23 protein-coding genes and 1 pseudogene are annotated in these 24,230 nt (G+C 66.9%); 10 read left to right on the plus strand and 14 right to left on the minus strand.

Features of this window, described 5'->3' with window-relative positions:
* Positions 1-2: 2 nt before the first annotated feature.
* Positions 3-1,556, plus strand: a complete 1,554-nt coding sequence (locus tag CJZ80_RS06180; RefSeq protein WP_233132865.1) for a dienelactone hydrolase — start codon at positions 3-5, stop codon at positions 1,554-1,556.
* Between the two features lie 33 nt (positions 1,557-1,589).
* Here CJZ80_RS06180 and CJZ80_RS06185 read toward each other — a convergent pair whose 3' ends face one another.
* Together CJZ80_RS06185 and purT are read right to left on the minus strand one after the other, a co-directional pair.
* On the minus strand, positions 1,590-2,618 hold the full coding sequence (locus CJZ80_RS06185; RefSeq protein WP_094511204.1) for an LCP family protein: 1,029 nt from the start codon (positions 2,616-2,618) through the stop codon (positions 1,590-1,592).
* A gap of 50 nt (positions 2,619-2,668) precedes the next feature.
* A complete protein-coding gene (gene purT / locus CJZ80_RS06190) occupies positions 2,669-3,865 on the minus strand; it encodes a formate-dependent phosphoribosylglycinamide formyltransferase (protein WP_094511205.1) in 1,197 nt (398 codons plus the stop codon).
* Between the two features lie 59 nt (positions 3,866-3,924).
* Here purT and CJZ80_RS06195 point away from each other — a divergent pair, with 59 nt between their 5' ends.
* Positions 3,925-4,113: a cytochrome B6 gene (locus CJZ80_RS06195; protein ID WP_233132866.1), complete on the plus strand. Its 189-nt coding sequence runs from the start codon at positions 3,925-3,927 to the stop codon at positions 4,111-4,113.
* Between the two features lie 92 nt (positions 4,114-4,205).
* Here CJZ80_RS06195 and CJZ80_RS06200 read toward each other — a convergent pair whose 3' ends face one another.
* The 3 genes from CJZ80_RS06200 to CJZ80_RS06210 all read right to left on the minus strand — a co-directional run bounded on the left by CJZ80_RS06200 (position 4,206) and on the right by CJZ80_RS06210 (position 5,963).
* Entirely contained in the window at positions 4,206-4,448 is a 243-nt protein-coding gene (locus CJZ80_RS06200) for a hypothetical protein (RefSeq protein ID WP_094511206.1), read from the minus strand.
* Between the two features lie 112 nt (positions 4,449-4,560).
* Complete coding sequence (mraY, locus tag CJZ80_RS06205; protein ID WP_094511207.1) at positions 4,561-5,646, minus strand: phospho-N-acetylmuramoyl-pentapeptide-transferase; 1,086 nt, start codon at positions 5,644-5,646, stop codon at positions 4,561-4,563.
* Positions 5,647-5,711: 65 nt separating this feature from the next.
* Entirely contained in the window at positions 5,712-5,963 is a 252-nt protein-coding gene (locus CJZ80_RS06210; RefSeq protein WP_094511208.1) for a DUF3134 domain-containing protein, read from the minus strand.
* A 95-nt stretch (positions 5,964-6,058) separates the two neighbouring features.
* Between CJZ80_RS06210 and CJZ80_RS06215 the strand changes: the two genes are divergently transcribed.
* Positions 6,059-6,283, plus strand: coding sequence for a hypothetical protein (locus CJZ80_RS06215; RefSeq protein WP_144036949.1), 225 nt, complete (start codon positions 6,059-6,061; stop codon positions 6,281-6,283).
* Entirely contained in the window at positions 6,280-7,500 is a 1,221-nt protein-coding gene (locus tag CJZ80_RS06220; protein WP_094511210.1) for an argininosuccinate synthase, read from the plus strand. Before CJZ80_RS06215 ends, CJZ80_RS06220 begins: the two co-directional genes overlap by 4 nt.
* Before the next feature lies 1 nt (position 7,501).
* Here CJZ80_RS06220 and CJZ80_RS06225 read toward each other — a convergent pair whose 3' ends face one another.
* From CJZ80_RS06225 to CJZ80_RS06240, 4 genes are all read right to left on the minus strand, one after another.
* The gene (locus CJZ80_RS06225) at positions 7,502-8,527 is read right to left on the minus strand and encodes a RodZ domain-containing protein (protein ID WP_094511211.1); all 1,026 of its coding nucleotides are present in this window, start codon (positions 8,525-8,527) and stop codon (positions 7,502-7,504) included.
* A 117-nt stretch (positions 8,528-8,644) separates the two neighbouring features.
* Positions 8,645-9,013 (minus strand): 30S ribosomal protein S6, encoded by a 369-nt coding sequence (gene rpsF / locus CJZ80_RS06230; RefSeq protein ID WP_094511212.1) that lies wholly within the window; start codon positions 9,011-9,013, stop codon positions 8,645-8,647.
* A gap of 110 nt (positions 9,014-9,123) precedes the next feature.
* Positions 9,124-9,588: a Tic20 family protein gene (locus CJZ80_RS06235; RefSeq protein ID WP_094511541.1), complete on the minus strand. Its 465-nt coding sequence runs from the start codon at positions 9,586-9,588 to the stop codon at positions 9,124-9,126.
* 14 nt (positions 9,589-9,602) lie between these two features.
* Positions 9,603-10,580: a shikimate dehydrogenase gene (locus tag CJZ80_RS06240; protein WP_094511213.1), complete on the minus strand. Its 978-nt coding sequence runs from the start codon at positions 10,578-10,580 to the stop codon at positions 9,603-9,605.
* Positions 10,581-10,824: 244 nt separating this feature from the next.
* Here CJZ80_RS06240 and dnaK point away from each other — a divergent pair, with 244 nt between their 5' ends.
* Entirely contained in the window at positions 10,825-12,732 is a 1,908-nt protein-coding gene (gene dnaK, locus CJZ80_RS06245) for a molecular chaperone DnaK (RefSeq protein WP_094511214.1), read from the plus strand.
* A gap of 178 nt (positions 12,733-12,910) precedes the next feature.
* On the opposite strand, the gene pstS is transcribed toward dnaK, so the two are convergent.
* From pstS to psbQ, 3 genes are all read right to left on the minus strand, one after another.
* Positions 12,911-13,936 carry a phosphate ABC transporter substrate-binding protein PstS gene (gene pstS, locus CJZ80_RS06250; protein WP_094511215.1) on the minus strand — a complete coding sequence of 342 codons (1,026 nt, stop codon included), beginning with the start codon at positions 13,934-13,936 and terminating at the stop codon, positions 12,911-12,913.
* 60 nt (positions 13,937-13,996) lie between these two features.
* Positions 13,997-15,061 (minus strand): FAD-dependent oxidoreductase, encoded by a 1,065-nt coding sequence (locus CJZ80_RS06255; RefSeq protein ID WP_094511545.1) that lies wholly within the window; start codon positions 15,059-15,061, stop codon positions 13,997-13,999.
* Positions 15,062-15,131: 70 nt separating this feature from the next.
* Positions 15,132-15,614 (minus strand): photosystem II protein PsbQ, encoded by a 483-nt coding sequence (gene psbQ, locus CJZ80_RS06260; protein ID WP_094511216.1) that lies wholly within the window; start codon positions 15,612-15,614, stop codon positions 15,132-15,134.
* Between the two features lie 133 nt (positions 15,615-15,747).
* On the opposite strand from psbQ, the gene purU reads away from it, so the two are divergent.
* Positions 15,748-16,602 carry a formyltetrahydrofolate deformylase gene (gene purU / locus CJZ80_RS06265; RefSeq protein ID WP_094511547.1) on the plus strand — a complete coding sequence of 285 codons (855 nt, stop codon included), beginning with the start codon at positions 15,748-15,750 and terminating at the stop codon, positions 16,600-16,602.
* Between the two features lie 2 nt (positions 16,603-16,604).
* Positions 16,605-17,885 carry an O-antigen ligase gene (locus CJZ80_RS06270; protein ID WP_094511217.1) on the plus strand — a complete coding sequence of 427 codons (1,281 nt, stop codon included), beginning with the start codon at positions 16,605-16,607 and terminating at the stop codon, positions 17,883-17,885.
* Between the two features lie 66 nt (positions 17,886-17,951).
* Here the strand turns inward: CJZ80_RS06270 and CJZ80_RS06275 are convergent, their stop codons facing one another.
* Positions 17,952-20,192, minus strand: a complete 2,241-nt coding sequence (locus tag CJZ80_RS06275) for a S8 family serine peptidase (RefSeq protein ID WP_198948254.1) — start codon at positions 20,190-20,192, stop codon at positions 17,952-17,954.
* A 141-nt stretch (positions 20,193-20,333) separates the two neighbouring features.
* Entirely contained in the window at positions 20,334-21,893 is a 1,560-nt protein-coding gene (locus CJZ80_RS06280; RefSeq protein ID WP_094511549.1) for a radical SAM protein, read from the minus strand.
* A 184-nt stretch (positions 21,894-22,077) separates the two neighbouring features.
* Here CJZ80_RS06280 and CJZ80_RS15640 point away from each other — a divergent pair, with 184 nt between their 5' ends.
* The 3 genes and pseudogenes from CJZ80_RS15640 to CJZ80_RS06290 all read left to right on the plus strand — a co-directional run bounded on the left by CJZ80_RS15640 (position 22,078) and on the right by CJZ80_RS06290 (position 24,222).
* Positions 22,078-22,329 (plus strand): phage integrase N-terminal SAM-like domain-containing protein, encoded by a 252-nt coding sequence (locus CJZ80_RS15640; protein WP_233132867.1) that lies wholly within the window; start codon positions 22,078-22,080, stop codon positions 22,327-22,329.
* Positions 22,320-22,511 (plus strand): annotated as a pseudogene (locus CJZ80_RS15645) (tyrosine-type recombinase/integrase); the annotation flags it as partial. The gene CJZ80_RS15640 and the pseudogene CJZ80_RS15645, both read left to right, overlap by 10 nt.
* A 1,171-nt stretch (positions 22,512-23,682) precedes the next feature.
* Positions 23,683-24,222 carry an NYN domain-containing protein gene (locus CJZ80_RS06290; protein ID WP_094511219.1) on the plus strand — a complete coding sequence of 180 codons (540 nt, stop codon included), beginning with the start codon at positions 23,683-23,685 and terminating at the stop codon, positions 24,220-24,222.
* Positions 24,223-24,230: the final 8 nt, after the last annotated feature.

Raw genomic sequence — 24,230 nt, forward strand, 5'->3', positions numbered from 1 at the left:
TCGTGGCCCAGCGTCGATTCAAGCCGGCGGCAACCGCCCTGCTGACCGTTGCCGGGCTGGTGGGGGGCCTCGCCCTGGCGCCTTCCCGCGCCCAGGCGCTGGAGCGGGTAAAGATGCGGCTGCCGCTGCTGGAAACCGACTTCACGGTGGAGCTCAGCGAGCTCAGCAGCCCTGCCAGCCTGTTGGCCGGCAACAGCGACCTGGCCGAGCTGGACCGGGCCACCGATGGAGCGGTGGGCCGCAAGTTCGTTGACCTGTTCAATGCCCCGCTGCCGCTTCAGGTGACGGCCGTGGTCGATACCTCCGCGACCTCGCCCCTGCTGAACCAGGCCCTGCTGCTGGTGTCAGCGCTCGGCGGCATCGACGGGCTGCCGGAGCCGTTCACCGGCGAAGACCTCTCCAGGGTGCTCGACCAGGCGGCGGCCAAGGGTCCGCTCACCATGCTCACCGTGCTGCGGGCCCTGCCCGGGAAAACGGCCACGCTCGATCTGAGCCGCGCCCTGTTCGCCGTGCAGCGGCTGGCGCGGCAGCAGCAGCCGGCCGATACCCTGCTGGCCGCGCAGCCGGCGGCGGCGGAAGATCCGGCCCTGCGCTCAGCGGGTCCACTGGCCACGCAACGCGCTGAGCTGACGATCCCCGTGGCCTACCGGCCCCAGCCGTTGTCCGTGGTGGTGGTCCGCCCGACCACAGGCTCCAACAACCGCCTGGTGGTGATCTCCCACGGTTTGTGGGACAGCCCGGAAAGCTTTGAGGGCTGGGGGCGCCATCTCGCCAGCCATGGCTACACCGTGCTCCTGCCCCGCCACCCCGGCAGCGACCGGCAGCAGCAGAGCGCCATGCTCTCCGGCAAGGTGCCGCCTCCGGGCCCGGAGGAGCTGCGGATGCGGCCCCTGGATGTGAGCGCCGTGATCGATGCCGTCGCCGCCGGTGGCCTGGGCCTGCCGCCCGGCATCCGCACCGACTCCGTGGTGGCCATGGGCCAGTCGTGGGGCGCCACAACCGTGCTGCAGCTGGCCGGTGCCAGGCCCAGCGACACCCGCCTGACCGAGTTCTGCAACGACCCCTTCGATCCCTCCAGAAATCTCAGCTGGATCCTGCAGTGCAGCTTCCTCACCTCCGCCAACACCGCCGCGCTGGCGGATCCCCGCATCAAGGCGGTGGTCGCGGTCAGTCCGCCCATGTCGCTGCTGTTCGCCTCCGGTGCGGCCCAGTCCATCTCCAGCCGCGTGCTGCTGGTGAGCGGCAGCCGTGACTGGGTCGTGCCCGCCGGGCCTGAGGCGATCACGCCCATGTCCCTGGAGGCGCGCAATGCCGGCGGTGGGCACAGCCTCGTGCTGGCCAAAGGCGGCGATCACTTCAATCTCGGTTCCACCTACGAGGTGGGTGGTGGGGTGCTGCGCGGCTTGCTCCTGGCCTGGACCAACGCTGCCTATGCGGCCGGGCCTGCGGTCGCCCCGCGCTCGGGTGCCCCGCAACTGCTGCCAGCCAATGGTTGGGGCGACACCACCATTCCCCTGGTGGACGTGACCGGCGCCCTGCGTGAGCGCACCCCCTGAGGCTGAACTGGAGCGGGCCGGCAGCCGGTGCGCTCAGAAAGCCGGCGGTTCTTCGCTGTCGCTGCTGGCCGGATGGTCGGTGTTGGCGTCCGGCATCCAGTAACTCAGGTCGTCCTGCCAGAAGAGCCGCCCCGGCAGGCGGTTGGTGCTGAGCTTGGTGGAGCCCATGGTGGAGAGCAGGGCGCCCAGCTCCATCGGCGTGAGATCGGTTTTTACGTTCTCGCCGGCCAGCTTGATCAGCGCCGGATACTGGGCAACCGTGCCGGGCTGGGCCAGCTTGCGGAACACTTCCCGCAGCACCATCTGCTGACGCTCCATGCGGCCGAGATCGCCCAGTTCATCGTTGCGGTAGCGCAGGAAGCCTTCAAGGGCTTCACCCTTGAGCAGCTGCACGCCCGGGTAGATGTCGATGTAAAGGTCCTGGCGGCTGTCGGTGTAGTACATCCGCTTGGGCACATCCACCTCCACACCGCCCAGGGCATCGGCCAGCTTCTGCACGGCATCGAGGTTGACCAGCACGTAGCGGTCCACCGGAGTGCCCAGCAAGCTGGTGAGCTGTGCCTTCACTTCCTCCACACCACCCATGGCATAGAGGGCATTGGCCTTCAGCACGCCGTGCTGGTCGGATTCGATGAAGGTGTCCCGCGGCACCTGGGTCAGCCGGGTGATGCCGTCCTGCACCTCCACGGTGAACATCACATCGGTATTGGCGGCCACGTGATCGGTGCCCAGCACCACGATGCGGTGCTGGTCGAGGCCGAGGGGCGCCACCAGGCTGCTGACCGAGGGGGCCGCTCGCATCAGCCCGGCCATCAAGGAGCCCAGCAGCTGGGGAAGGGGCCCGGTGACGAGCAGGCTCAGGCCCACTCCACAGGCCAGACCCAGCAGCGCAGAGGGGCGATGCAGACGGCGACGGGGGCTCTTGCCACCATTGCCCCGGCGCTGTGCACCTTCCGCCGGCGCGCCATCCTGAAGGCCAGCGCCAGGGTCAGCCGTCGACCCAAGGTCTTGCACCCGGGCCGTGACGGAGAGAGGGCTACGACGCGACTGGGCCTTGGGCATTGAGGTTTCCGATGGCCGCACCATAAAACCCATTCCCCTGGCTGGCCAGGTCAGGGACCTGCCACCACCTCCACCCGGGCGGCGGCGCGATCGGCCCGCTCCCTTGCCTCAGCCAGATCGGTGCCGCGCGCCAGGGCCACACCCATGCGCCGGTGGGGCCGTGCCTCCGGCTTGCCGAACAGCAGCACGGTGGTGTCGGGTTCGGCCAGGGCTGCCGCCACGCCGGTGTAGGCCACGCTGCTGAGCTGCTCGCCGGCCAGGATCACCCGGCTGGCGGCGGGACCGGTGGATTGGATGGCGGGGATCGGCAGCCCCAGCACGGCGCGCAGGTGCAGCTCGAACTCGCTGAGGTTCTGGCCGGCCAGCGTCACCAGGCCCGTGTCGTGCGGCCGGGGCGAGAGTTCCGAGAACACCACCGCACCGGGGTCCGTGGAGCCGGCAGCACCGGTGAGGAAGAACTCCACGCCGAACAGTCCAGCCCCGCCCAGGTGATCGGTGACCTTCAAGGCCATGGCCTGGGCTGCCTCCAGCTGAGTCGGTGCGAGGCAGGCGGGCTGCCAGCTGCATTGGTAGTCGCCCCGTTCCTGCACGTGGCCGATCGGCGGGCAGAACAGCGTGGGGCCGTTCCACTGCCGCACTGTGAGCAGGGTGATCTCCTGCTCGAACTGCAGGAACTCCTCCACGATCACCCGCGCGCCGGCCCCGCGCGCGCCCGCCAGCGCCGCATCCCAGGCCGCTGCGATGCCTTCGGGGCCCTGTACCACGCTCTGCCCCTTGCCCGAGGAGCTCATCACCGGCTTCACCACCACGGGCCAACCGAGCGGCGCGGCGGCGGCGGCCAGTTCCTCGGCGCTGCTGGCATAGGCGAAGCGGGCGGTGCGCAGGCCCAGGGTGCCGGCGGCCAGATCCCGGATGCGATCACGGTTCATGGTCACGGCTGTGGCCTGTGCCGTGGGAATCACAGTGACGCCTTCCGCCTCCAGTTCAGCCAGGGCATCCACGGCCAGGGCCTCGATCTCCGGGATCACCAGATCCGGCCGGTGGCGCCGCACCACGGCCAGCAGCGCCGCCGCATCGGTCATCGGGATCACCTCCGCCGCATCGGCCACCTGCATGGCGGGCGCACCGGCATAGCGGTCGACGGCGATCACGCGGCAACCGAGGCGCTGGGCGGCGATGGCCACTTCTTTGCCCAGCTCGCCGCTGCCCAGCAGCATCAGGGTGCGAGGGAAGGTGGGCGCCGTCATCACGGGGGGGCAGGTGCCCTTGATCCTGCTCCCCCGCTTGGCCCTGCTAGAAGAGCAGCGTGTCGGCCCCGCCTGCCTTGATCGTTTCGCCCGCCGTTCTGGCCTTCGCGTCCACCGGTGACGGCGTCGATGGGCTGCCGTTCGGATGGACCATCGACGGCCTGCAGAATGGTGTGCTGATCTATCTCGGCCTCTCTTCGCTGGCGTTCGTGATCGTGTGGCTGGTGGGCTTCCTGCGGCGCTCCTGAGCGCCGCGACCTACCCGCCGCGACCCACTGCTTCAGCCAGCAGGCCCGCAACAGAACGCCCCGATCAAAACGCCGCCATCAGCCCGGCCCGGTCAGGAATCGGCGATCAGGTCGAGCTGGCGCACCGGCGGCTCCTCGCTCACGAAGCCATAGGCCTCGAACACCTGTGCATCCGCGTGGGTGATGTGCTGGCCGTCGCTGTGCCGCTCCAGTTGGAAGCCCTCCTGCGCCATGCGCCGCATCAGGCCGGCGGCTTCCTCAAAGCGAGCTGCCATCGCCTCGAGGCTGGCGCAATCGGCCGTCAGGCCCGTTTCCTTCCAGGTGAAGTAAGCCAAGGCGACGCTCGCAGTGCGGGAAATGGACGCGGGGGTGGGAGCCACCCTCTCGATTCTGCTCAGCTCCGCCTCAATTCTGCTCAGCTCTGCCCTGCGCCGCAGCGCTCGAGGCTCAGGGCAGCAGCAGCAGGCCGAGCAGCACCAAGGCCACGCTCGCGAGCCAGAACCCCACCACGACCCGCTGTTCCGGGTTGCCCGCCAGCTCGAAATGGTGGTGCAGCGGCGCCATGCGGAACAGCCGCCTGCCCTGCCCATCGGGCCCCTTGGTGGCTTTGAACACCCACACCTGCAGGATCACCGACAGGGACTCGGCCACGAACACCCCGCCCATCACCAGCAGGGGCCAGAGGCTGTCGGTGAGCAGGGCCACCGCCGTGAGCGCCGCCCCCATTGCCAGTGAGCCGGTGTCGCCCATGAACACCCGGGCGGGGTGGCGGTTGTGGCCCAGGAAGCCCAGCCAGGCGCCCGCCATCGCCGCGCAGAAGCCGGCCATGGCGGGGTCGCCGCTGTGGCCACGCAGCATCAGCTCCAGGGCGAAGCCGGTGAACACCACGGCGCCGCAGCCTGCCGCCAGGCCGTCGAGGCCATCGGTGAGGTTGGTGGCGTTGCTTTCGGCCAGGAACACGAACAGACCCAGCGGCAGCAGCAGCAGGCCCAGCGGCAGCACCCAGCCGAACGGCAGGCCCACATCGCCGCCGAACCAGCCACGCCAGCTGCCCCAGGCCAGGAACAGCAGCGCCGCCAGCGCCTGCAGCACCAGCTTCCCCTTCGGGGTCAGGCCGGTGTTGGTGCGGCGGGTGAGGCTGCGCCAGTCGTCGAAGCCGCCGATCGCCAGGAAGGCGAGGGTGATGGCGGCCACCGCCAGCAGGCGCTCATCGGTCGGAGCAATCAGCCCGCCCACGATCACCCCCACCGGCACCACCAGCAGACCGCCCATCGTGGGGGTGCCGGCCTTGCTGAGGTGGCCCTGGGGGCCGTCTTCCCGGATCACCTGGCCCACTTTCAGGGCCCGCAGCCGCGGCACCCCCCACACACACAGCGTCCAGCTCACCAGCGCCGCCAGCAGCAGCGGCAGCGTGAGCTGGGACACCCGGAACCAGAGATCGCAGCCCAAGGCCGCCGCCACGAGCAGCAGGGTGAGGGCGCTGGCGGGAGAACGCAGCCGGCCGGGAGCGGTGAGCGGGGAGGTGGAGGCCAAGGATCAGGGGCGATGGCGGCCGTTCAGGCCCGTTCCTCGTAACCGGACGGATGGGAGGCGAAGGGTCAGTCTTCCCAGCTTTCGTCGCTTGCTTCGTCGGCGGGGCTGTAATCCTCTTTCTCGCCCATCAGGGCGGAGAGCTCCTCCTCTTCCACCGTGCTCACATCAGGAGCGGCGGTTTCCTCATCCACCACCAGCCGGCCGCTGGTTTCCAGCCAGCTCAGCAGGTCCGGTTCGTCCCGCAGGGGGAGCACCGGTGCCGGCTCTTCCCGCCCGTAGCGGGTGAGGGAGGGATTGACGCTGTCGAGGGTGCTCATGAATGCAGATCAGCGGGGATGTTCAGGCTGGGAAAGCCAACGCTGCGCCCGGTTCGCCGATCCACCACCATAGATCAGGCCTCTGCCCCGTTTTCTTGTCGGCATCCAAGGCGGTCGGGATTCTGCGGGTATGGGCCGTTGCCCTGCTGCTCAGTGGTCTGCTGGTGGCCGCCGGCCGCCGCTGGCCGGTGGCGCTGACGCCCACGCCGGCGATCGTCTGGGCTCTGCTGCTGTTGCCCCCGCTGCTGATGGGGTTCTGGATCGCCCGTCGCTGGGGGAGAATCCAGCAACCGGATCCGAGCGAGGCACTGAGCGAATGACACAGGAGGAACGGACGTCCCGGGCGAAACGGGTGGTGCTCGCCTACTCCGGCGGGGTGGATACGAGCGTCTGCATTCCTTATCTGCTGAACGAATTCGGCGTGGAGGAGGTGATCACCTTCGCGGCCGATCTCGGCCAGGGCGATGAGCTCGAGCCGATCCGCCGCAAGGCGCTCGACTCCGGCGCCAGCCAGTCGATCGTGGGTGATCTGATCGAGCCGTTCATCACCGACTTCGCCTTTCCCGCCATCCGCGCCAACGCCCTTTACGAAGGCCGCTATCCCCTCTCCACTGCCCTGGCCCGCCCGCTGATCGCCCGTCGCCTGGTGGAGGTGGCCCGTGAGGTGGGCGCCGATGCCGTGGCCCATGGCTGCACTGGCAAGGGCAACGACCAGGTGCGTTTCGACGTGGCGATCGGGGCCCTGGCGCCCGAGCTCAAGGTGCTCGCTCCGGCGCGCGAGTGGGGCATGAGCCGCGAAGAAACGATCGCCTATGGGGAGCGTTGCGGCATCCCGGTGCCGGTGAGCAAGGCCTCACCTTTTTCGATCGACTTGAACCTGCTGGGCCGCAGCATCGAGGCCGGCCCGCTGGAGGATCCCTGGGTCGAGCCCCCCGAAGAGATTTACGCCATGACCTGCTCCGTGAGCGCAGCGCCGGAGCAGCCCGAGGTGGTGGAGATCAGCTTCGAGCAGGGCAATCCGGTGGCGATCAACGGCGAACGGCTTGATCCGGTGGCGCTGGTGCGCCGCGCCAACGCCCTTGCCGGCAGCCATGGCTTCGGCCGTCTCGACATGATCGAGAACCGGGTGGTGGGGATCAAGTCGCGGGAGATCTATGAAACCCCCGGCCTGCTGCTGCTGATCAAGGCCCACCAGGAACTCGAAAGCCTCACCCTGGCCGCCGATGTGCTGCGCTACAAGCGCCAGATCGAAACCAGCTGGTCTGATCTTGTGTACCAGGGCCTCTGGTTCGGCCCGCTCAAGGAGGCGCTCGACGGCTTCCTCGACCGCACCCAGCTGACCGTCAGCGGCACGGTGCGGATCCGGCTCCACAAGGGGAATGCCACCGTGATCGGCCGCTCCTCCAGCGAAAGCCTCTACATGCCGGACATGGCCACCTACGGTGCCGACGATCGCTTCGATCACCGGGCGGCTGAGGGGTTCATCTACATGTGGGGCCTGCCCACGCGCCTGTGGGCCGCCGCGAGGCGGCGTTAGTTCAGGGGCTGGGAGTCGCGATGGCCGGAGACGTGGTGGGGGTTGCTTCGGCTTCAGGCCCGGAGCCACGGCCACTGGCTCCGGGCTGGATGGTGACCCAGGCGACGTCACTGATGCGCCCCAGCAGGCGGGCTGGGCCATCAGCGCGTCGAATCGTGAGCAGGTCGGGACGGCCGGCGAACACCTGCAGCCCCTCACTGAGCGGAAATCGCTTCTCCCCTTTCAGCAAGCCCGCGAATAGGTAGGTACCGGCGCCGTTGCGCACCTCCACCCAGTTGTCCTCGTTGCTGCGCAGGGCCACTTCGTTGGGCCCGACAGCGTCGGGATTGGGGGTGGCGGCACTGGTGCCATTGCCGCTCTTGGCCTGCCCTTGCGCTTCCGCCACTGACGCTGTGGTGTTCACCGAGGGGGCGGAAGCGGGGGATTGCCGCAGTTGATGCCATCCGAGGGTGCCTCCGAGCGAGAGCAGGCCCACCGCTCCGGCGATCAGCAGCAGTTGGTGCCGGGTTTGCGGCAGACGGGGTGCGGCGCTCAGGGAGCTCTTCAACCAGTGCAGCGGCTGCAGCGGCGTGCGCGGCTGGGTGGGCCGCTCCCTGGACGGTGGTGTGGGTGGTGGTGGCGGACCCGGTGCGGCGGCAGGCGCGGGAGCGGGCATCAAGATGCGTTGCTGGGGGTTGAGGCCAGGCAGCGCGTGCTGGAGCGTTTGCCGCAACGACTGGTTCTCCTCCGTCAGCAACCTCTGGCGCTCCAGGATCGGCTCGCAGCGTTCCTTGAACTTGCGCTCGAAGATCTCAGGCAACTCGGAAACCAGAGATTCCAGTTCCGCTTGGTGACGGCGCGCCTGCTCCAGCTCCTGCTGGGTACGGCTCAGACGCAGGTGGGCCGACTGGAGCTGCATCTGGCTGGACTGCAACTCAAGCCGCGCGGCTTGAAGATCAACCTCAAGGGTTTCCGGATCGCTGCCGTTGGCCTGAGGGGCAGTCGGGTCGTCAGACCCGAACCGGTCGGAGGGGACGTGTTCGGGCAACGTCCAGAACGGGGGACAAGATGGGACTCAGGCTATCCGGGACCGCCGCGACTGCAGCAGTCGTTGCGACCCCGGTATTGTGTCCCCGGATCTGGAGCAGCCGGTGAAGGCCCAGGGTCAGGAGGCGACAGCGATGGCAGCCTCGGCTTCGGCGGGCGCCGCTGCGCCACCGGCGCGGGGGGCTGGCATCGGGCCGTCCTGCTTGACGGTGAGGTAACGGATCACGTCTTCGCTGAGACGCATCGCCCGCTCCAGCAGGGCCACCTGCTGGCCATCGCCGTTGTGGTTGAGCTGCACGTAGATGCCTTCGCGATGCTTGGCGATCGTGTAAGCCAGACGCCGCTTGCCGCGCATCTGAGTGTCGAGCACTTCGGCGCCGGCTTCGGTGACGATGTCACGGTATTTGTTGACATGCGTCTCCACCTCTTCCTCCGGGATGTCCGGACGAAGGATGTACATCGTTTCGTAGTAAGGCTTCTGCGACATGGCGGGAGTGAAAGCTCCGTGACGGGCTCGGATGAGGCCGGCAGCCTGTTGGCGACCAGCGACGGACTCACCACCCTACCCGCCGGGCTGTCCGGTCCTTCAGCAGCGCCTCAGTAGAGCTGGATGCGCACCGCCTCGGACACGGTGGGGATGTCGGGTTCCTTGCCGCGGACGCACTGGATCACGGAGAACAGCACCAGCAGCAGCGTGCCGAGGAAGACCGTGTTGCTGAGGGTGCGCACGGCGAAGCTGCCCGCCAGGGGGCTTAGCAGGATCTGGAAGGTGAGCGAGACCAGGATCAGCACGATGTCGATCAGGATCGCCTGCAGCACGTTGAAGCGGATGAAGTACGGAACCCGCGGGTTGCGCACCACCGCCAGAAACAGCACCAGGAAGATCACGAACCCGCCGAAGGGAACGAGTTGCTGGAGGGTGGCCAGCGGCAGCGCCGGAACGGCCAGCCACTGCAGCAGTGGAAAGAGGCCGAACAGGTCCCTGCCGAAGGGAAGGGCGTCGCTCCAGGGCAGCAGGTAGGCCAGAACGGCCAGAAAACGTTGCCAGATGGGGATGTCCATCAGCCGGGGCCGGGTCAGCCCACGGTAGGTGCCGCCAGCCACGCTGTGGCCGCTTCGCGCATGGCGTCGACAGGCACCGGCAGCGCCTGGCCGGCCGCCTGGAGCCAGAGCTGCAGGGCGGCTGCCCCCTGCTGCACGAGCATCTCCAGGCCGTCCTGGGTGTGGCAGCCCCGGGCGGCGGCGTCCTGCAGCAGCGGGGTGGGGCGAGGCGTGTAGATGAGGTCGTAGACGAGTGTGCCGGGGCGCAGTGCCTCCAGCTCGGCTGCCGTCAGGGGGGAACGGGTGGCGGCCATGGCTGCCGAAGCACTGGCGGGCGCGCCCATGCCCACCGGCGTGCTGTTCACCACCAGATCCGCCTCGTTGAGGCGTTGCGCCAGGCTGGGGCCAGCAGCGGCGGCGTTGCCGTCCCCACGGCCAGCGGGTGCGCTCCAGAGCCAGCTGTCCAGGGCCGGCGCCCAGTCACCGCAGCTCGCCTGGAAGGCCGCCAGGCGCCCGTGGTCGCGGGCGGCCACGGTGATGCGCCCCAGGCCCAGCTCGGTGAGGCCGGCCACCACGGCGCGGGCACTGCCGCCGCAGCCCAGCAATACGGCGCGCCGCCCGCTCCAGCCGCCGGCCCCGCCGCCCGCCGCCGCCTGTCGCAGGGGTGCCAGAAAGCCGTCCACATCGGTGTTCGTGCCCAGCCAGCCGCCCGCCTCGCGGCGCACCAGGGTGTTGACGGCACCGACCCGGCGGGCCAGGGGGCTGAGTTCCGCCGCCAGGGCGGCCACGGCCTGCTTGTGGGGCAGGGTGACGTTGAGGCCGCGGCAGTCGACGGCTTCAAGGCCGCGCACCACCGTGGCCAGGTCGGCGGCAGCCACCGGCAGGGCCAGATAGAGCCAGTCGAGGCCGAGTGCCCGCAGGGCGGCGTTGTGCATCACCGGCGAGAGCGAATGGCGCACCGGATCGCCGAGCACGCCCAGCAGGGCGGTCTGGCCGGTGATGGTGTGGGTCATGGGGGGGCTTGCGGCGGTGCCACCAGCGGCAGCGGAGGCCTCCGGGGCCTCTGCGGCATCATCGGTGGCCCAGCGTCGGCGCCATGGGAAGCACCATCAGCTGCGCCCTCCCCACGGGCCCGGCTGCACCACAGAAGAGCCAGTGGTACGGCTGCAGTTCGGAAACCACCCCTCGCCTCGCCAGGCCCCTGTTGCTGAGGATGCAGCGGTAAGAACACGATCCGATCAGAGGAGGTGGGACACCATGGGCAAGGTTGTTGGGATTGATCTGGGCACGACGAACAGCTGCGTGGCGGTCATGGAGGGCGGCAAGCCCACGGTGATTGCCAACGCTGAAGGCTTCCGCACCACGCCTTCGGTGGTGGCGTACACCAAGAACCAGGACCAGCTGGTGGGGCAGATCGCCAAGCGCCAGGCGGTGATGAACCCTGAAAACACCTTCTATTCGGTCAAGCGCTTCATCGGCCGCCGGGTCGAGGAAGTGAACGAAGAATCGAAGGAAGTGAGCTACGGCGTCGAAAAGGTGGGCGCCAATGTGAAGGTCAAGTGCCCGGTGCTGAACAAGCAGTTCGCCCCGGAGGAAGTGTCGGCCCAGGTGCTGCGCAAGCTGGCGGAAGACGCCGGCAAGTACCTCGGTGAAACCGTCACCCAGGCGGTGATCACGGTGCCCGCCTACTTCAACGACTCCCAGCGCCAGGCCACCAAGGACGCCGGCAAGATCGCCGGCCTCGAAGTGCTGCGCATCATCAACGAGCCCACCGCGGCGGCCCTGGCCTATGGCCTGGATCGCAAGAGCAACGAGCGCATCCTGGTGTTCGACCTCGGCGGCGGCACCTTCGACGTGTCCGTGCTCGAAGTGGGCGATGGCGTGTTCGAGGTGCTCTCCACCAGTGGCGACACCCACCTGGGTGGCGACGACTTCGACAAGGTGATCGTCGACTTCCTGGCGGATTCCTTCAAGGCCAACGAAGGCATCGACCTGCGCCAGGACAAGCAGGCCCTGCAGCGCCTCACCGAAGCGGCCGAGAAGGCCAAGATCGAGCTCTCCAGCGCCACCCAGAGCGAGATCAACCTGCCGTTCATCACGGCCACGCCGGAAGGCCCCAAGCACCTGGATGTCACCCTCACCCGGGCGAAGTTCGAGGAGCTGGCCAGCAAGCTGATCGATCGCTGCCGGGTGCCGGTGGAGCAGGCCCTCAAGGACGCCAAACTCGCCAGCAGCGAGCTGGATGAGGTGGTGATGGTGGGGGGTTCCACCCGCATCCCCGCGGTGCTGGAACTGGTCAAGCGGGTCACCGGCAAGGACCCCAACCAGACGGTGAACCCCGACGAAGTGGTGGCCGTGGGCGCCGCCATTCAGGGCGGCGTGCTGGCCGGTGAGGTGAAGGACATCCTTCTGCTCGACGTCACCCCGCTGTCGCTGGGTGTGGAAACCCTGGGCGGCGTGATGACCAAGATGATCACCCGCAACACCACCATCCCCACCAAGAAGTCGGAGGTGTATTCCACCGCGGTGGATGGCCAGACGAACGTGGAGATCCACGTGCTGCAGGGTGAGCGCGAGCTCGCGTCCGACAACAAGAGCCTGGGAACCTTCCGTCTCGACGGCATTCCTCCGGCCCCCCGCGGCGTGCCCCAGATCGAAGTCACCTTCGACATCGACGCCAACGGCATCCTCAGCGTGACCGCCAAGGACAAGGGCAGCGGCAAGGAGCAGAGCATCTCCATCACCGGCGCCTCCACCCTCAGCGACAACGAGGTGGAGAAGATGGTGAAGGACGCCGAGCTGAATGCCACGGCCGACAAGGAGAAGCGCGAGCGCATCGACCTGAAGAACCAGGCCGAAACCCTCGTGTATCAGGCCGAGAAGCAGCTCGGCGAACTGGGCGACAAGGTGGCCGCCGACGCCAAGGACAAGGTGGAAGCCAAGCGGGTGCAGCTCAAGGAAGCGGTCGAGAAGGAAGACTTCACCGCCATGAAGAGCCTGCTCGAAGAGCTGCAACAGGAGCTCTACGCCCTGGGCGCCTCTGTGTATCAGCAGGCCGGTGCCGCTGAAGCGGCGGCGGCCAACGGAGCGGCCGGCAATGGTGCCTCCGCCTCCGGTGCTGCCGCCGACGACGTGATCGACGCCGAGTTCACCGAGAGCAAGTGAGCGGCGGGCAGGCCTGCGGGCCTGCCACCGGCCCTCACGTCTCAGCAGAAAAGCCCTCCATGTGGAGGGCTTTTTTTTGCTCTTCAGGGGCAGGAATCCGGGTATGGCAGGAAGCCGGGCTGGGAAGCCGTTGGCGCAGGCCGGAGCCTGAAGCCGGCTGTGGACGGTGCGCCGGGGATTACTTGCCGATGCTGTCGACGGCGGCCTTGGCCTTGGTGATCACCTCAGGCGGCAGGCTCACGTAGCCCAGCGTGGGGGCCTTGCTCTGGAACTCTTCCGACAAGGTGGTGTTGAAGACCTTCTTGAGCATCTCGGCCTTCTCGCCGTTGCCGGTTTTGTAGAGCAGGATCCAGGTGAAGGTGACGATCGGGTAGCCGGCCGAGGGGTTGGGATCGCTGCCGATCAGGTCGGGCCCGAGATCGATGGCGGCCAGCGCCTTGCTGGCGTTTTCGCTGTCGGGCTTGGCGAAGTCGCCGCTCTTGTTCTGAACGGCGGCCGCCTGCAGATCGCCCTTCACAAAGGAGGTTTCCACGTAGCCGATGCTGCCGCGGTTCTGGCCCAGGTTGGCGGCCACGCCCTCGTTGCCCTTGGCGCCGACGCCCACCGGCCAGGCCACCGCTTTGCCGGCTCCGGGGCCGGTCTTCCAGGCCTCGCTGAAGGCCGCCAGGCTGTTGGTGAAGTTGTAGGTGGTGCCGGAGCCGTCCGAGCGATACACCACGTTGATCTGCTGATCAGCGCAGCCCAGCTCCTTGAAGTTCTTGATCTTGCCGAGGAACACTTCCGCCACCTGGGCCTGGGTGAGCTTGAGCTCGCAGCCGGGCAGGTTGTAGGCCACGGCGATGGCGCCGGCCGTCATCGGCACCTGCACGGTGCCGCGGCTCACCTTGGCGAGGTCCTCAGCGTCCATCGGCGCATCGCTGGCGCCGAAATCCACGGTGCCGGCGATGAACTGGCGCACTCCGGCGCCGGAGCCCACCGACTGGTAGTTGACCTTCAAGCCGGTGGAGGCCAGCTGCTGGAACCAGCTCTGATAGATGGAGGAGGGAAAGGAGGCGCCGGCCCCGTTGAGGGTGCCGGTGAGCTGGTCGCCCCCGCCGCCCCCGCCCCCGCCGCCGCAGGCCGTGAGCGCCATCGCCGCGCCCAGGCCGAGCGGCAGCGCCAGACGGGCGAACGTACGGCGGTGCAATCGGGTGGGGGAGGCCATGGGACGACGGGCGAGCGGAATGCTTCCCCCGGAAGCTATCCAAGGGCACGGTTGCCAACGTTAACGACAGGTAAGGCTCCCGTTCCCGGTAGCGATCACGTCAGCAGCCCAGGCGGCGCTGGCTGGCGCCAGCAGCACGCCATTGCGGTAGTGACCGGACAGCAGCAGCAGCCCCGGCTCCAGCTGCTCGAGCAACGGTGCCGGCCGCCCGGCCGGCCGCGCCCGCAGACCCTGCCAGTGGCGCTGCACGCGCGCTTGCGCCAGCCACTCCGGTGCTGCGCCTTCCAGCTGGCGCAGGGCGCTCCAGCGGGCTGGATCGGCGCTGAGGCCGGGCTCCAGGGTGGCGCCCAGCCATAGCCGCCGCTGCGGGCGGGGCACCAGGTTGATGCCCCGCCACACCACGCTCGCCGGCCAGGCAGCGGCGAGCTCAGGGCCGATCTCCAGCTCGGCGGCCTGGCCCAGCACCGGCTCCAGCGGCCGCTCATGGCCGAGCGGCGCCAGCAGCGCCGGGCTGGCCAGGCCGGCGGCGACCAGCACCCAGGGGGCCTCCAGCCCGCCGCCACCCCGCAGCGAAACCTGCCAGCGGTCGTTGCGGCGCTCCAGAGCCTCCACCCGATCCGCCCGCAGCTCCAGGCCGCGCGTCTGTCCGTCGTGACGGAAGGCGGCCATGGCGGCAAGGGGATCGAGCTGCCCGTCGCGGGGGGAGAACAGCCCCGCCAGGGCACCGTGCGGCAGGGCGGGGCGAAGGGCTTCCAGCGCCGGCCGCTGCCACAGCTCCATGGCCAGGCCCAGGGCCTGGCGGCTCAGGGCGAGGGCTTCGAGGCGCGCCAGCTCCTGAGCGTCGGCGGCCAGCAGCAGCAGGCCCGGCCGGTGGGGCACCGTCTGACCGGCCAGGGCCAGCTCGGCGCGCCACTGCTCCCACAGCCGCAACGATTGCTGCCGCAGCCGCCAGGCCCGGCCGCTGCTGCGGTGGAACACCTCCCCCATCAGCACTCCGAGCGCGGCGTTGCTGCCGCTGCCTTCGGGCTGGGGGCCGTGGGGGGCTGGATCCACCAACACCACCGCATGGCCGAGGCGTTGGAGCCACCAGGCAGCAGCCAGGCCGATGATGCCGGCGCCGATCACCACCACCCGGGACGCGGGCGTGGAGGGTGGCGGGAGATGGGGCGGAGGAGCCGTCAGAGGGGCTGTTGGCTCAGCCGAGCGGATCGGCGGGGATCACGTCGCTGTAGGCGCCGAAACCGCTGGCCACCTTGATGTAGCCCTTGCGCAGCCGCTCGCCGTCCTGGAGTTTGGCGGCTTCATCGAGTTCGGCCAGGGCGGCCTTCAGCTGGTTGGCGAGCTTGGTGGCGGCTGGACGATCGGCGGGAAGAAGCCGCTGGTTGATGTAGAGCATCTCGCGGCCCACTTCCTGCATCGGACCGTGGATCAGGTTGCGGGTGAACACCCAGTTGCGTTCGTTGATCAGCTCCGCCAGTTCCGGCAGCCGGTCTTTGGCGGCCTGGAAGCCTGCGGCCTGGCGCTGGATCACGGCCATGTCCGCCGGGCTGATCGAGGGAGGCTTGCGGGCCTGATTGCCGTCGCAGGCGGCCAGCCCCAGGCACAACACCACGGAAAGGCTGAGCACGGCGAAGCGCTTCAGGGCGGAACGAAGCGCGAAAACCAGCTGAGCGACCATGACGACGGGAACAGGCGAGCGGACTTTACGTCCGTTCATGCAGCGCTGTGGCTCTGATCAACACCACCCGCCCAGGTTGTGGGACCGGCCCTCCAGGGCGGGCGGCACAATGACCCTGGCAATCCTGGCGGTGATGACCCTTCCAACGGCGATCCTTCAGGTGATCTGCCCCGACCGTCCTGGGCTGGTGAGCACCCTTTCGGGCTGGGTGGCTGCCAATGGCGGCAATATCCGCCATGCCGATCACCACACCGATGCCGGTGCCGGCCTGTTCCTCAGCCGTCTGGAGTGGGAGGTGGAGGGCTTCGGCCTGCCGCGGGAGGCGATCGGCCCGGCCGCGCTTGCTCTTGCCGAGCGGCTGGGGGGGGAAGGCACGCTGCGCTTCTCCGACGGCCACCCGCGCGTGGCGATCTTCGTGGGGCGGCAGGACCATTGCCTGGTGGATCTGCTCTGGCGCACGCGGGCCGGAGAGCTGCCGATGCAGGTGCCGCTGGTGGTGTCCAACCATCCGGATCTTGAGCTGCTTGCCGCCGATTTCGGTGCCCGCTTCGTGCATCTGCCGATCAGCGCCGGCAGCCGCGAGCAGGTGGAGCAGGCCCAGCGGCAACTGCTGAGCGAGCTGGACATCGACCTGGTGGTGCTGGCCAAGTACATGCAGGTGCTGAGCCCAGCCTTCCTGCTGGGGGCGCCGCCGGTGATCAACATCCACCATTCGTTTCTGCCCGCTTTTCAGGGGGCCCAGCCCTACCACCGCGCCTGGGAGCGGGGGGTCAAGTTGATCGGAGCCACCGCCCACTACGTGACCGAAGAGCTCGATGGCGGCCCGATCATTGAGCAGGCCACGATCACCGTCAGTCACCGCGACGACGTGGACGATCTGATCCGTAAAGGCCGCGACACTGAACGGCTGGCGCTGGCCCGGGCGCTGCGCCTGCACCTGCGTGGCCAGGTGATGGTCTACCGCGGCCGCACAGCGGTGTTCTCCTGATCATGCGGGAGCCGATCCGCCGCCTCGACAGCTGCCGTCCCGAGACGGCGCCACCTCTGGGTTGGCGTTGCTTCCAGCTTGGGGTCTTCGTGCTGCCCAGTAGCGCCCTGATCGCTGGCCTGCTGCTGCTGGTCGCGCTTGTGGCCGCCAGCCGCCGCGGACGGTTCCTCCAGGACAAGGTCAACCGGGTGCTGCTGGTGGTGGCTGCCTTGATGGTGATCGGTTGCTTCCGCGCCACCAGCGGCTGGCTTGCCTGGGTGGGGATGGGAAACTGGCTGCCCTTCTTCTGGGCGTTCTGGGGCTTTCAGCCGTATGTGGCCAGCGCCGCTGCCCGCCGCCGCGTGGGGCTCTGGCTGCTGGCCGGCACGGTGCCGGTGATCGTTACGGGCCTGGGCCAGCTGTGGTGGGGCTGGTCCGGGCCGTTCCAGATCCTGGGTGGAGCGATCATCTGGCACATCGGCGAGGGGGGCACGCCTGACGGGCGTTTTTCCGGCCTGTTCGACTACGCCAACATCGCCGGTGCCTGGCTGGCACTGGCCTGGCCCTTCGCGCTGGCGGCACTGCTGCAGGCAGGCCAGAGCTGGCAGCGGCGCGCTGCGGCGCTCGGTCTGGCTGCCCTTCTGGCTACGTCCCTCTATCTCACCGATTCACGCAATGCCTGGGGGGCCCTGGTGCTGGCGGCCCCAATCGTGGCCGGGCCGATCAGCTGGCCATGGCTGCTGCCGCTTTTGCTTTTGCTGCTGCTGCCCGTCATCCTGGCCAGCCTGCCTGGCGTGCCGGCGTTGCTGCAGGCCCCCGCCCGCGCGTTGGTGCCTGAGGCGATCTGGGCCCGCCTGAATGACGTCAAGTTCGCCGGTGAGCGAAATCTGGCCAGCACCCGGCTCAGCCAGTGGGGCGTGGCTCTGATGCTGATCGCCGAGCGGCCTTGGCTGGGCTGGGGCGCGGCGGCCTTCAGCGTGATCTACCCGCTGCGTACGGGCCAGTGGCATGGCCACCCCCACAACGTGGTGATTGACCTGGCGGTCAGCCACGGCCTGCCGGCTGCCGTGGGCGTGGTGGCGATCGTGCTGTGGCTTCTGATCCGTGCGGCGCGGCTTGGGATTGCCAGGGAGCCAGTGTTCGAGCGGGCCTGGTGGGCGGCAACCCTGGTGCTGGTGGTCCTTCACGCCACCGACATTCCGATGTACGACAGCCGCATCAATATCGCCGGGTGGATACTCCTGGCGGGGTTGCGCACAGTGGAAAGGCATCATCCCGACCCTCAGACGTTGACCAAGGGCTGATCACCTCAGCGCCATGCCCGATCCGGGCCCGATCAGGTTGAGGCCAATCGTCAGATGAAGGTCTCGTCAGATGAAGGTCGTCCAGCTGTTGCCGGTTCCAAGGATGTAGGCGCCCGTCCCTGGTACGAGGTTGACCCCTTCCAATTTCCCGATCAGTTCATCGGCATTGGTGAAGCGGTTATCGCCGTTGCCCAGAAAGATCTCGGTGGATCCTCCCGAGAAGCGATAGAGATACTGGGAATCGCTGCGCAGCTGCAGCTTGTCGTCGGCGGCATTGAAGTCCTTGATCAGGGCATAGTCCTCAGTGCCTTGGGAGAGGCGGGCGCCATCGTTGTAGAAGGTGCCGCGGCTGTCGGCCAGGAGAAAGGTGTCACGGCCGCCGCCGCCGGTGAGGCTGTCAATCTGGTTGCGGCCCAAGGCTGCGGCCGAGGTGCCGCTGGAGGGAACTCCGGCGATTCGATCGTCGCCATTGCCGCCGGTGACTGTGTTGTTGCCAGTGGTGCCCCAGAGGATCTGGTTGGTTGGGGGCGGTGGCGCAGCGTCGTTGTCGGCAATGGTGACGGTGGCCGAGCCCGTGCCGACCGCGTAGGCGGAGCCGGGCGCAAGATTGAGGACCAGGGTTTCCGGCCCCTCCACCAGCGTGTCGTCCACCGGCGTGATGGTGAGCACGACGGACGTCTGGTTGCTGGCAAAGGTGATGGTGCTGCCCAGGCTGGGCGCGTAGTCGCCCGCGGTGGCCGTGCCGCCAAGGCTGAAGCTCACCGTCAGGGACTGGCCGAGGGTCCCGCCACTGCGGGTCAGGGTGAAGGAGCCGGGCGCTTGGCCTGCTTCCGCCGCTGCAGCACCGCTGGCTGCCACCGACACCATCGGCAGGGTTGGGTCCACCACCAGCGCGCCCAGCCGGTCGAGGGCGGCGGGGATGTTGAGCCGTCCGCCGGTCACGGTCTTGTTGGCCAGAGAGGCTGTGGGGGTCGCGGATTCGAGCAAGGCCCGCTTGATCTGGGCGGCGGTGGCGCTGGGAAACGCCGACTTGAGCAGCGCCGCCGCTCCTGCGACGTGGGGCGAGGCCATCGAGGTGCCGCTCTTGTTGCCGTACCCCCCCCCGGGCACGGTGGAGAAGACGGAGGAACCAGCCGCCCCGAGATCCACCGACACCGACCCGAAGTTCGAGTATCTCGCCAGGGCGCCTGTGCTGGTGATCGCAGCCACGGCGATCACGTTGCTGCTGGAGTAATTGGAGGGGTAGCTGGGATTGAGGTCGTTGTCGTCGCCGATGCCGTCGAGGCCGCCGTTACCGGCTGCCGCGATGAACAGCAGATCCTGTTGGGTGGCCCGATCAATCGCGTTTTCGAGGGCCCGGGAATAGCCACCACCGCCCCATGAGTTATTGGTGCCCACGAACTGGCCTGTTTCCCCCCGTTGGCCCGCTTGGATCTTGGCGGTGGTGAAATAGTCGAGCGCCAATACGGCATCGCTGAGGCTGCCGCTGCCTGAGCGGGCGAGGAACTTCAGGGGCACCATCTGCACCTGCCAGTTCACGCCTGCCACTCCCAGGCCATTGCCGCCCATGGCCCCGACGGTTCCAGCCACATGGGTGCCGTGGCTGTTGTCGTCGTAGGGGTCGTTGTCGTTGTTGGCGAAGTCCCAACCGATCAGGTCATCCCTGTAGCCATTGCTGTCGTTGTCGACCCCGTTTTCCCAGCCTGAGCGGCTGTCAAGCATGTCCCCGGCATCGATGTAGCCGTTGCCGTTCCAGTCGGTGAGCCCGGCGGCTGGATTGGAACGGTTGGTGGCGTTGTTGAGGTCGCGGAAACTGATCAGTTGGTCGCCATCGGTGTCGACCAGTGAGCTGAAAAAGCTCAGGCCCTGGAGCTCGCCCTGGTTCAGCCAGATGTTGAGGTAGAGGTCGGGGTGGGTGTAATCGATGCCGGAGTCGACGATTCCCACAACCGTGGTGGTGGTCCCGGTGATGTCCCGCCCCCAGGCACCGACTGCGCCAGAGCCGAAGCCACTGCTCTGCATGCCCCAGAGCGTGCTGAGGGAGGGATCGTTGCTGACCTGCTGGATGCCAACGCGCCCATCCTGTTCAGCGAACAAAACTTCGTATCGCTGGCCGTAGCTCCGCAGCAGTCGCTCCCTGGCCTGGGCATCCGCGGGTGCCCGCACCACATCCAGCACCCCCTCCCCGGCCTGTTGCATGGGCAGGGTGTGGATGGAGCGCAGGACTGTTCCCCCCAGCTCCCGGTGGATGGACGTGCGTCTGGCGGCGTCGATGTTGAGGCGCCACTGGACGAGCAGTTGTTGCACCGGGCCGTCCGGACCTTCGGCCTGTCCGCTCGGGGCCGTCGTGCCTGCCTCAAGATCCCAGGCCGCCCTTGGGATGGATGGGCTCAGATTGCTTTGGCCAGAGGGCGTTTGAGAGTGGCCCATCGCTCGAAATCCGGGGGATCAGCCCTTGGCTGGTTCAAGAGCTTCATCATGGTGCCGCTGCAGGAGGCTCTTTGGGAGCGGTCCCTCCAAATGTTCCCAAGGCAACAACTTTTCATGGGGCCAGCGCTGGTGGATCACCTCCTGCCAAGGCGGTGGTGACGGCAGCGCAGCGGGTGCGGCGGCCAGCGCGTCGCGATAGGCCGCCTTCCAGCCGCCCAGCTGCCCGTGACGGCCGCGCACGGCGGCGATCACCGGCGCCAGGCGCCGGTCACTGCGGGAGAGCAACGCCTGGATCACGCTCCAGCCGTAGCTCTCAGGCCGCAGCTCGATGCCCTTGGGTTGAAGGCGGCGGGCCAGCCGCTTGAGCCGCTTCTCCGCTTCCGGCCGCACCCCTTCCCACTGGAAGGGGGTGTGGGCCTTGGGCACAAAGGTGCTGACGCCGAGGCTGAGCCGCAGCCCCGGCGTGGCCGCCTTGATGGCGAGCAGCAGATCGGCGGTGGCTTCGATGTCGGCGTCGTCTTCCGTGGGCAGGCCGGCCATGCCGTAGAGCTTCAGGCCGCTGAGCCCGCCTTCCTTGGCGTAGCGGGCGGCGGCGAAGATCTCCTCGGTGGCGAGCTTCTTGTTCACCACCCGGCGCATGCGTTCGCTGCCGCTTTCGATCGCGATCGTGAGCGACTTGCTGCCGCGCTTGGCCAGGATCCGCCCCAGCTGGGGGGTCACGGTGGCAGCCCGCACGGAGCTGACGCTCACGCGCGTGCCCTCGAAGCGATCACCATCGAGCCAGGTGAGCAGATCGGCGAACTGCGGGTGCTGGGTGACGGAGGCCCCCAGCAGGCCCAGCCGCTGGGTGGCGGTGAGGCCCTTCTCCACGGCGGGGATGAGGCCGTCGTCGAGGGAGGGGGTGCGGAAGGGCAGGGTGAGGTAGCTGGCCAGGCAGAAGCGGCAGAGCTCCGGGCAGCTGCGCACCACTTCCACCATGTGGATGGAGGGCCAGGCCGCCTCCGGGGTGATCACGGTGGAGTGGCTGAGGGTGTTGCCGCGCCAGGTCTGCTTGGCGATGGTGGCCGGTAGGCCCGGCTCGATCGGCTCCACCGCCAGCAGCTCACCCGCTGCGCCGTAGCGAGGGGCGTAGAGCGATGGCACGTAGATCCCCGGGATCTGGGCCAGTGCCCGCAGTCGCTCAGCCCGCGGCTCCTGGCGCCGGGCCTGGACGGCATCGATGAAGGCGGGCAGCAGCAGCTCGCCATCGCCCAGCAGCACCGCATCAAAGAAGGGCGCCAGCGGTTCGGGGTTGGCGGTGAGCACCGGACCGCCGCCGAACACGATCGGATCGCGCTCGCCCCGCTCCTGGCTCCAGAGCGGAATGCCCAGCTGCTCCAGCAGATCGAGCAGCACGGGGCCATCGAGCTCCCAGCTGAGCGACAGGCCGAACAGATCAAGCTGGCGGTGGGGCGGATCGCCCTGGTCGGTGAACAGGCGCCGCACATCCACATCGCTGCGGCTGGCCAGGCTGGCCCACACCACCTGGTATCCCAGGCTGGTGATCCCCACTGAATAGGTGCTCGGAAAGGCCAGCACCGCCTTCAGCGCCCCCAGCTCCGGCACGGCGGGCTCAAACAGCAGGGTTTCCTGATTCAGGGGTGGAGGTGCCGGCCGGGAGTGGTCAGTCTGGAGCTTGAGCGACCGGGTGGGCTGCCATGGCCCATGGGGGAGGAAATGGACGGCCGCGGGAATCCTTGGGGTGTGCTCCTCTGGCCAGCGAATGACCGCCCCTCGCCCTGCTGGCTTGATCCAGCGCTACCGGGAGGAGCTGCAGGTGCGGCACTACGCCCGCCGGACCGTGAAGACCTACGAGCAGTGGCTGCGCCGCTTTCTGCGCTTTCACGGCCTGCGACACCCACGGGAGATGGGCTGTTCCGAGGTGAATGCCTTCCTCAATCACCTAGCGGTGGACCTGCAGGTGAGTGCCTCAACCCAGAACCAGGCCTTGAGTGCGCTGCTGTTGCTGGAGTGAGCAAAGTTGCCAGCTGCCATACGTTTCGCCATTCCTTTGCCACGCACCTTCTGGAACGGGGCCAGGACATCCGTACGATCCAGGAATTGTTGGGTCATCAGGATGTGAGCACCACGATGATCTACACCCATGTGCTCAACCGTGGACCCCTAGGCGTGAGCAGCCCCGCAGACTTTATGTAACTGCACGAACATGTGGTTCACTGACCAGAGAACCACATGAGTGTTCTCCTTAAGGTTAGGAAGGATCTAGGCTGCTTGGGATTTTTCGACGAGACGCATCCACACGATGGACTTGGTTCACAGAAGCAACGGAGTTAGTCGGGCTGGTTCTCAGAACCGTCCAATGACAAGTTGGACTGCCAATTGTAAATAGCTACTACAGTATTGCACACGCTGGATCACTAATACGCCGAATTCGGTTGATGTCATTTCTAGAATTCGCTTATCCCAATCTGCCTTGCAACATCTTTGCTTAACATGTCCAGCATATGCGCATCCCGTGGTTCCGCCTTGGTCTATGATGATGCCGTTCTTGACTTTCCCTAATTATCATGAAGTTCTTGCAATCAGTAGGTCTAGTACTGGCTACGTTGACCTGTTCACATGCAGCTAGCGCTGCCAGCGTTTTCACTTTCAGCAATGGCTGCGAGATGACCTGCAGTGGAAGTTGGAGTTTTGGGCCCAATGGTGGTGTTTCGTGCAATGGCACAATTACAAACAAGACATCGAGTTGCCCCAAGCGTGTGCAGGCTGCGCCGATAGAATCGGAGAAGTCGCGTACTGCTGCTCCCTCGACGCAGCAGAACAACCAGACTTTTTGCAACGACGGCAGGTAGGCAACCTTAGCGCCTAGCCAGAGCTTTGATGGCTCGCCCTGATTGATGCACAATTAGATCTTTTCGGCGTGGATGTATCGTGCGCAGTCAATACCTTATTTGGCAAATGATCGGCTCTTATTGTTGCTCTCCATGACTTTTCTTCATTGATATGTCATGTTGCTCTTGCTATGGGCGTAATGACTTAGGGTCCTCAGTGCGTGTCGACGAAGCTTAGCCTCCACGTCGTACATGCTTACAGCTTGCTGCCCTATGGAATACTCGCTTAGGGCGTCAACTCTTCTGCAGCTTGCCTTATCTCACATATTATTGAAACTCGCGCCCTGTAAACGCCATTATGCATTTTCTTGATATGACACTCAGCGTCATCGTCCAACAATGCCATTCACCAGTGCCGCCACCAGAGGGTAACCGCGATATATAAAGCCCTCTGCGGCCTGGTGATGGCAAGAGTTAGACCGTCAGCAGCTGCTGTCAGCAGACCCCATCCTCCAACTGATTTTCCCCAAACTCTCATGGCAAACTTGCTCTACGTCGATAACTCCAACGTATGGATCGAAGGCATGCATGTCTCCGCCGTTGAGAAAGGGCTTGCGCCTGATGTTTGGGCAGCAGCTCAAAACAAGATCTGCGACTACGATTGGCAACTTGATTTCGGAAAGCTTTTTGGATTTGCTGGCGGCGACGCGTCTGAGGTTAAAAAAGCCATGCTATTTGGCTCACGCCCTCCAAAGAATGACTCACTTTGGGTAGCGGCTGAGCGAAAGGGTTTTGAAGTTGTCGTCTATGACAGAAACAAGGCTGGCAAAGAAAAGAAGATCGATACAGATATCGTTGCATGCATGATGGAGGACTCATACGAGATCCTGGTGATTGGCGAGGATGAGATTACCCTGGTCTCCGGAGATGCCGATTACGTTCCAGCCATAGAAAAACTTAAGCGCAGAGGAATTGCGGTTAATGTCGTCTTTTGGGATCATGCCGCTCGCGAACTTAAAGAAGTTGCTAGCAAGTTTGTCAGCCTCAATGAATACCTCTGGCTAGTTACAAGGTGAGAGTCTAT

The sequence above is a fragment of the Synechococcus sp. MW101C3 genome (assembly GCF_002252635.1).
GTDB lineage: Bacteria > Cyanobacteriota > Cyanobacteriia > PCC-6307 > Cyanobiaceae > MW101C3.

Bases quoted from the DNA above. Each gene is read 5' to 3' on its own strand.
- psbQ (WP_094511216.1), bottom strand. From the start codon at position 15,614: ATGGTCGCTCAGCTGGTTTTCGCGCTTCGTTCCGCCCTGAAGCGCTTC.
- CJZ80_RS06185 (WP_094511204.1), bottom strand. From the start codon at position 2,618: ATGCCCAAGGCCCAGTCGCGTCGTAGCCCTCTCTCCGTCACGGCCCGG.
- CJZ80_RS06235 (WP_094511541.1), bottom strand. From the start codon at position 9,588: ATGGACATCCCCATCTGGCAACGTTTTCTGGCCGTTCTGGCCTACCTG.
- rpsF (WP_094511212.1), bottom strand. From the start codon at position 9,013: ATGTCGCAGAAGCCTTACTACGAAACGATGTACATCCTTCGTCCGGAC.
- dnaK (WP_094511214.1), top strand. From the start codon at position 10,825: ATGGGCAAGGTTGTTGGGATTGATCTGGGCACGACGAACAGCTGCGTG.
- CJZ80_RS06220 (WP_094511210.1), top strand. From the start codon at position 6,280: ATGACACAGGAGGAACGGACGTCCCGGGCGAAACGGGTGGTGCTCGCC.
- CJZ80_RS15640 (WP_233132867.1), top strand. From the start codon at position 22,078: ATGACCGCCCCTCGCCCTGCTGGCTTGATCCAGCGCTACCGGGAGGAG.
- pstS (WP_094511215.1), bottom strand. From the start codon at position 13,936: ATGGCCTCCCCCACCCGATTGCACCGCCGTACGTTCGCCCGTCTGGCG.
- CJZ80_RS06270 (WP_094511217.1), top strand. From the start codon at position 16,605: ATGCGGGAGCCGATCCGCCGCCTCGACAGCTGCCGTCCCGAGACGGCG.
- purT (WP_094511205.1), bottom strand. From the start codon at position 3,865: ATGACGGCGCCCACCTTCCCTCGCACCCTGATGCTGCTGGGCAGCGGC.
- CJZ80_RS06240 (WP_094511213.1), bottom strand. From the start codon at position 10,580: ATGACCCACACCATCACCGGCCAGACCGCCCTGCTGGGCGTGCTCGGC.
- CJZ80_RS06290 (WP_094511219.1), top strand. From the start codon at position 23,683: ATGGCAAACTTGCTCTACGTCGATAACTCCAACGTATGGATCGAAGGC.
- CJZ80_RS06210 (WP_094511208.1), bottom strand. From the start codon at position 5,963: ATGAGCACCCTCGACAGCGTCAATCCCTCCCTCACCCGCTACGGGCGG.
- purU (WP_094511547.1), top strand. From the start codon at position 15,748: ATGACCCTTCCAACGGCGATCCTTCAGGTGATCTGCCCCGACCGTCCT.